The following is a 5,752-nucleotide window of genomic DNA, read 5'->3' as shown; positions in this document are numbered from 1 at the left end:
TGACCGTGGCAAACGGCAATTCGTCGGTCAACTGGAGATACTCAAGTTCCGAGAGGGCCGAATGGGCATTAGCTAATTCGTTTTTTCTCGCGTTTTCGTTGGGAATGATGGCATAGAGATGCTTGGTCTGTGCTGTCAATTCTTCTGCGAGGTCCAAGATCATTCCGGAGCCGGTGCCACCGCCGAGTGCTGCGACGACTGCGACGTGGTCGTCTGGGTTGTGATCTGGCACGACACTATTGTCAGTGCCTTCTGCGACGTGATACAGCGCTTTACTGACTGACCGGTTCCGCAACACCCCACCGCTGAACGCCCCCTCCGCATCGAAATTCGAAATCGGCTCCTTGTTCTCCTCAAGCCACCAACTCCTTAGTCCCGTTCGATTGAGTAAGTCTCCTATCGCTACAGGGTCTGTCAAATTTTGTCCCGTCCAAGCGTTACCAACCATCTCTGGGATAATGGTTGGTTTCGCTGATTTTTCCTTTGGATATCCATTTAACTCTAAAATTCCATCATTTGTATTATACTTGTCGGGTAGGACTTTGTGAATCGTGTTTATAGCATCTTCGGCGCGTTCATCTTGCCACACGTCGTCTTGCGCGGTGTCAATAGTAATGGCATGTAATTTACCAGGGTCATCCTGCGCATAGTCGTCTGTTTCGAACACTTCCTCCAGCAACCACTCTTGCTGCATGTAACGGTACACAACCTTGCTCCCACCACCACCGAGTCCAATTAATACATCAGGTGTTTTGCAACGTGGCATAATATCACACATACCTAACTACAGTATCATACGTCTTTCGTTAGGAGACGAACCGCGTGACAGCGGCGGCTTATCGAGGCTACTTTTCGGAAGGAATGAGGAGGTGTCGAGTGTGCACAACGAAACCTCCTCACCTCAGATTATGCGTCGGCTCACTACACTGTTTCCTTCCGAGTTCCTCGAAGAGCACGCCGAGGAACTCGGCGTGGTCGAACGCGACAGGAAGACACAGGTGCCCGCCCTCGTGTGGTCGTTCGTGTTCGGCTTCGCCGCAGGCGAGAGCCGAACACTCGATGGGTTCCGCCGCAGTTACAACGCCACTGCCGATGAGACACTCTCACCCGGCGGATTCCATCAGCGGTTGACGCCGACGTTTGCGGAGTATCTCTGCGACCTCGTCGAGCACGGTATCGACGAGGTCGCTGTTCCTGACGCTGTTGACGTCGATGTTGACCGGTTCCGTGACGTGATGATCGCCGACGGCACGGTGTTGCGGTTGCATCGGTTTCTTTCAGAGGACTTCGAACCACGGCGAGGGGAGCAGGGTGGAGCGCGGCTCCACCTGCTCCACAACGTCACCGACCAGACGATTGATCGGTTCAACGTCACTGATGAGAAAGCACACGACAGCACCGAATTTTCCACAGGATCGTGGCTCGAAGACCGGTTGGTACTATTCGACCAAGCGTACTTCAAGTACCGCCGCTTTGCGCTGATTGACGAGAACGATGGCTACTTTGTGAGCCGGCTGAAACCGAACGCAAATCCAGAGATAACGGCGGAATTACGGGAATGGCGTGGCGACGCCATTCCCTTGGAGGGCGAACAGATCCAGGATGTCGTGGACGACCTCTGCCGGAAGTATATCGATGTCGAAATTGAAGCGACGTTTCAGCGACGCGAGTACGCGGGCACGCAGTCATGGGACACGAAGACGTTCCGCGTCGTCGGCGTCCGCGACGAGGACGCCGACGACTACCACTTGTGCATCACGAACCTGCCGAGAGAGGAGTTCCTGCCAGCGGATCTCGCAACGATCTATCGATGTCGGTGGGAGGTAGAACTGCTGTTTCGTGAGCTGAAGACGCAGTACAACTTGGATGAGTTCGATACGAGCAAGACGTACATCGAGGAGATTCTGCTGTACGCAGCGTTGCTGTCGCTGTTGGTAAGCCGTGATCTGTTGGATCTGGTCACCGAGCAAGCCGACGACGAAATCGTGTTTCCGCCGGAACGCTGGGCGGCGACCTTCCGGTCGCACGCCCAGCTCATCCTCCACGAACTCGGCGAGTACCTCGGCTACTCGCCTCCGCCATTGCTGGAGAGGCTGATCGAAGACGCACAGAAGATCCACAAGCAGCGACCGATCTTACAGGAGACGCTTGCTACCGCTACGCAACCGAGGTGTGAGGCCTAACTAAAGACCAATGACTACAGTATAAATATTGTGACAGAATACAGTCACTATCGTGCCCTACGAATTGCGTAATCAGTGTGGTTGTCTGAGCGTATTGGCTGTCGAAATATATGCGCTCTCAGTCATCAACTGTCGCCCAAAATTGATAAAAATGTATAGATTTCTCGAGAGAGCACCGTTCAAGAATTTCTGGCTAAATCTGTCATACTGTATAAAACATGCCGCTAATGGATGATAGAGACGAGTGGAATTGACGTGTTGGCGTCACCAGTGGCTGCTGTTGGTTAACCGAGCAGTTCGCAGTCGATCGTGGACAGATGGGCGAACCAGTAGTATTCAACAACCTTCGTTGGATTGATATTGCTCACATAGAACAGGGAATCAACCCTGCGGTCAGTTACTCCGCGGTAGTGGCAAGGAGTTGTCGCCAAACATACAGAGGGCGGTCAATTTGAGGCGTTCAGAACAGCTGCCTCGACTGATTCGTGAACCGACTGGTGCGTTTTGATATCATCTCATCAACTTGTATACACTGCGTCTGTTCTTCTGGAATATTGACGTGGATGGCTTTGGTACGCAATCGAGAATTACATGCCCGCAACTATGCTTCATTCAGCTAACTTTTCGCGAAGTTCATCAAATCCTTCCGCATCCTCTACGTTAAACCGGTCTACCGGAATAATTGTGCAGTCATACCCGTCAAGTTCCAATCGACGTTTGATCATCAACCTGAATTGGCGGTTAGCAAGAGGATAGCCATCCTCCCTTTCACTATCTGCGACGGGACGCGCTTGTGTAGTAACCACTACGACATCCGTCGTGAAATCGTCTGTATGCCGTTCAACGACCTCTTCGAACTTTTCACGTGTTTTCTCGTCAACATCATCCGCGTTCCTCGGCGTCCGCGTAATCAGCATGATTTTATCTGCGTGTGTCAATCTGTTCGACAAGTCTCCTTTCGTGTACGTCCCTACTTCCAATATATAATCGAGTAGTCCAGGGACTACGGTGATTTTGAGGTAATGTCGTATCCATCGAAGTGCGAGTAAATGAACCCTAGGATTTGTGTCATAGTTGCTGGGAAGGTTCTCAACTGTCCACTGCTCATCGATCTCGATGATCACAGTACGAACAAACCATTTGATTCCGTATAGGGGTTGGAGGAACCCAAACTTGCATCGCCGTAGTGTTGCGGGAAGACCCGCCACGTTGTTCACATATCTTATATCTCCCCAATTTGCGCCGCTGATTGGAAACCCTTCACGGTCCCCTGTTGCTGCGTACAACCCTCCGACGACGTATGGATGGTATCTTTCCTCGGTTAAATTGGCTGCCGAAGAAATGGGGACTATCAGCCGTTCGTATTCATAGGTCGTGAACACCGATAGGGAGATAATGAACAGGACAGAGGAACCGGCAACGAGCAATCCACGCGCAGTCTCCGACGCATAGAATGCAAAGTTCACACCAATCGTAAGAACAAGTAACGAGAGTATATAAAAGAAGCCCCCTGTCGCTGCCGGGAATTGTACCCATTTGATTTTTTCAAGGAGCGTCAAATCGCTTGGCCGTTTTGTCCCATACCATCGGGAATAGGACAGAGAGGCACCAACAAGAAGCCCCCCAATAAGGCCGAGAATAAGTGCCGTAGGTTCTCGAATAGAACTGTTTATCAAGCGCGTATCCCAGAGAATAGGAAGAAATGAGACTGTCGCAATCAACACGAGGAGTCCTTGGACTCGCTTCGTGGAATCCACACAGAATAGCAGGAACAGTCCGACTAGTAGGCCCGCATAGATCGCAATAGGGATGTCTATATTTCCTCCAACAGGCGCTGCGAGAATTGAGGTCACTTTGAATATGATGCCACTTCGCCAGAGTTCATCCAACGCTCGACCAACTTCCCGGATAGTAACTGTTATAAGAATGAAAGAAACAACTACTATCCCAATCTCTAACTTATCTTTGAGGGCCATTAATCAATAACAGTTTTAATTTTAATCTACTTCTTATTCTGGTTGAACAGTACTTTCGTAGAGGTCAATGTCGTACATATCAAGGAGGATGTCGGCCGTAGTCGCGTCTTCGTTAGCATCGCGTTGCATGATTTCGGAGACAAAGTCCTCGTCCATCCGACGAATCTCGTCGCGGTACACGTAGGCACCGTACGCGTCCTCGATTTCTTGGTCAGCGGCTTCCTGCTCTGCCCACTGCCCGAGGACCTTCCACGTGTCCCACCGTGCCCCAAGGCCAATTGTTTGGAATGCACCCGGGAACTCCTGTTCGTTGTAGCGGGTATCGAACGTGTCCTTGTAACCATTCATTTTCGTCGCCGGCGCGAGATTGTCCAAGATAATGCCGCCGATAAACAATACCATGGTAAACTCGTCGGGGTGGCCGGAATCATACGTCTCTGCCGAGTACAGATTTCCGGCCTGGTTCTTATTATTTAACGGCAGCCCCTCAAATACCTCCTCGAATCGCGCACCGCTTATGCTGGCATCGCGATCAAATTGCGGAGAGAGGTACACCGAACGGAAGCGCATTCCTTCGTAGAATCGCGAAACCTCCTCGCCACGTGACGTTGGCTCAGGCTCGTTCAGCGGCACACGCTCATCATCTAAGTTCCCGACAGCAACTGCGAAATCACCGAGTATCTTGTCCTTGTTATTCTCCCAGACATCCGTGTCGCCAACGTGTTCAGCATCCTCGGCAAGGTCTTCGGGCGACACGTTGCGTTGTTTTCGATAGGGGTTTGTCTCTTCATCACCGGAAGAGTTGCTCTCTAATTCGATATCGTAGGGGTTTTCGAGGCTTGCAATGTCACTCCCCGTTACTTCGTCCTCGTCTGTGATCTCGGGGTCTGGCTGTGGCAATTCTACACCGCCAGCGACTGCTCCTGGACCTTCGGCAATCCCTTTCAATCGTTTCAATCGATCGATTGTGCCGACATCATCATCATTCTTCAGTTTATAGAGGTCTTCCTTGAGGTTGCCGACGGTTTCGCCCAGTGGTTGGAGATAGGCCTCAAACAATTTGGTGATGATTTCGGAGTCTGTCTCAACCTCTGACTGCGGGATCGCGAACGGGTCAGCGTCGCCATCTCGCTCTGCTTCGTCAAGTAATGCACCGAGCAGTTCGCCCGCATCTTCGAATTCCGATCCGTCGATGAGTCCTTTCAACTCATCTTCCACGACTTGCTCCCAGTCGTATTCCTTTGCTGGAATCTTTGCTGTGCTTGACTTCTCTGGGACTAATTCCTCGTTGGAGAGAGCAGCACTGAATGTTTGGGCTAATTCCTCAGTAAGCTCTTTTTGTTGTTTCTGAATATCTCGTTCGATCATCGAGTCTCGGAACGAACACTCGAAGTTAACATCGATTCCTGGATTGGGTTCTGAACCCATGATCTCGAATCGATGGTCGCCCTCATGGAGGTTCACTAACTCGTCAGAAAAGTCTTCGGTATTATCGGTAAGCCAACCGCCGTGTTCTAAGTGAAGTTCCCGAGCGTCTTTGACGATCGCAAACTCAGCTTCCAGTTGGTTGCGATCGATTTGGGCGACCCCCAT

4 protein-coding genes are annotated in these 5,752 nt (G+C 51.2%); 1 reads left to right on the top strand and 3 read right to left on the bottom strand.

Annotated features, from left to right (window positions below; translation table 11 throughout):
• The coding region (locus BLR34_RS16320; protein WP_176765365.1) for an FtsZ/tubulin family protein at positions 1-766 on the bottom strand (766 nt) is incomplete at its 3' end.
• A 142-nt stretch (positions 767-908) separates the two neighbouring features.
• Here BLR34_RS16320 and BLR34_RS16315 point away from each other — a divergent pair.
• Positions 909-2,183, top strand: a complete 1,275-nt coding sequence (locus BLR34_RS16315) for an IS4 family transposase (protein ID WP_092704929.1) — start codon at positions 909-911, stop codon at positions 2,181-2,183.
• Positions 2,184-2,791: 608 nt separating this feature from the next.
• On the opposite strand, the gene BLR34_RS16310 is transcribed toward BLR34_RS16315, so the two are convergent.
• Both BLR34_RS16310 and BLR34_RS17185 read right to left on the bottom strand, forming a co-directional pair.
• Positions 2,792-4,159, bottom strand: coding sequence for a hypothetical protein (locus BLR34_RS16310; RefSeq protein WP_092704927.1), 1,368 nt, complete (start codon positions 4,157-4,159; stop codon positions 2,792-2,794).
• Positions 4,160-4,192: 33 nt separating this feature from the next.
• The coding region (locus tag BLR34_RS17185) for a hypothetical protein (RefSeq protein WP_092704925.1) at positions 4,193-5,752 on the bottom strand (1,560 nt) is incomplete at its 5' end.

The sequence above is a fragment of the Halovenus aranensis genome, from assembly GCF_900100385.1.
GTDB classification, from domain to species: domain Archaea; phylum Halobacteriota; class Halobacteria; order Halobacteriales; family Haloarculaceae; genus Halovenus; species Halovenus aranensis.
The sequence above is the reverse complement of the archived record's forward strand: the minus strand, read 5'-3'. Positions and strand labels throughout refer to the sequence as shown.